General features: G+C 59.0%; 1 protein-coding gene. It reads left to right on the top strand.

All coding sequences use genetic code 11. The annotated features are described in order from the left end of the window. The coding region (locus BLU78_RS13825; protein ID WP_074712159.1) for a protein-disulfide reductase DsbD family protein at positions 1–1,499 on the top strand (1,499 nt) is incomplete at both ends.

Below are 1,499 nucleotides of genomic sequence, written 5' to 3'. Positions count from 1 at the left end.
AAGCGGCTCCCGCGCAGGCAGACACCACCGTACAGGCAGTCGCCCCCGCGCAGAAAGACGCCGCAGGAGCCGGTTCGATATGGGCGCTGATTATCGAGGCGATACTCTGGGGATTCGCGGCGCTGCTGACCCCCTGCGTGTTCCCCATGGTGCCGATGACCGTTTCGTTCTTCATGAAGAGCGCAGGAAGCCCCGCCATGGGACGAATACGCGCCGGCATGTACGGATTCTTCATCGTGGCCCTCTACACCCTCCCCATCGCAGCAATCATCCTCATCACGCGCATCCTGGGCGGAGACGCCGTGACGGCCGACATATTCAACTGGCTGGCGACGCACTGGCTGCCGAACATCCTCTTCTTCCTCGTGTTCATGCTCTTCGCCGCATCCTTTTTCGGGGCCTTCGAGATCACAATGCCATCGTGGATGGTCAACAAAACCGACTCTAAAGCCGACTCCAAGGGGCTGGCAGGCATCTTCTTCATGGCCCTGACACTCGTGCTGGTGTCGTTCTCATGCACGGGACCCATCGTAGGATCGGTGCTCATCAAATCCACAGCCGGGGAGTTCTGGACCCCGATCATCACCATGCTGGCTTTCTCCCTGGCATTCGCACTCCCCTTCACGCTGTTCGCCTTCTTCCCCGCCATGCTCAAAAAGCTGCCAAAGAGCGGAGGATGGCTCAACTCGGTGAAGGTCGTGCTCGGATTCATCGAGGTGGCGCTCGGTATGAAATTCCTCTCCGTAGCAGACCAGACCTATCACTGGGGGCTGCTCGACCGAGAGATATACCTCGCCGTGTGGATCGTCACATTTTCCCTGCTGGGGCTCTATCTGCTGGGAAAGATTAAGTTCGCACACGACAGCGACACACCCTATCTGGGTGTGGGACGGCTGGCGCTGGCCATCCTGACGTTCTCCTTCGTAGTATACCTGATCCCCGGCATGTGGGGAGCTCCCCTCAAAGGGCTCTCGGGATACCTCCCGCCACTGCACACGCAGGATTTCGTCATCGGACAGGGTGGTACGGCCGCAACCGGGAACGCAGATGCGCGCATGACGCTGACCGTCGACGGACGAAAACCCAAGCACAGCGAATTCCTGCACCTGCCCCACAACCTCGAGGGATTCTTCGACCTGTCCGAAGCCCAGGCTTATGCCGCGAAGGTCAACAAGCCCCTGTTCATCGACTTCACAGGGCACGGATGCGTGAACTGCCGCGAGATGGAGGCGCGCGTATGGTCCGACCCCCAGGTGTTGGACATACTACGCAACGACTACGTCATCGTTGCGCTATTTTCCGACGACAAGAAGGTTCTGCCCGAGGACGAATGGGTTACAACCGACTCGGGAAAAGTGCTCAAAAGCCTCGGAAAAATCAACTCCTACTATGCCCTGAAGACTTTCGGCGTCAATGCGCAGCCATACTACGTCCTGCAGGGACGCGACGGAAAAGTGTTAGTCCCCCCGCGCGGGTACGACCTAAGCGTACCCGGATTC

This window comes from Alistipes timonensis JC136 (assembly GCF_900107675.1).
GTDB classification, from domain to species: Bacteria; Bacteroidota; Bacteroidia; order Bacteroidales; family Rikenellaceae; genus Alistipes; species Alistipes timonensis.
Note: the sequence above shows the minus strand (reverse complement) of the source record. Positions and strands in the feature narration are given on the sequence as shown.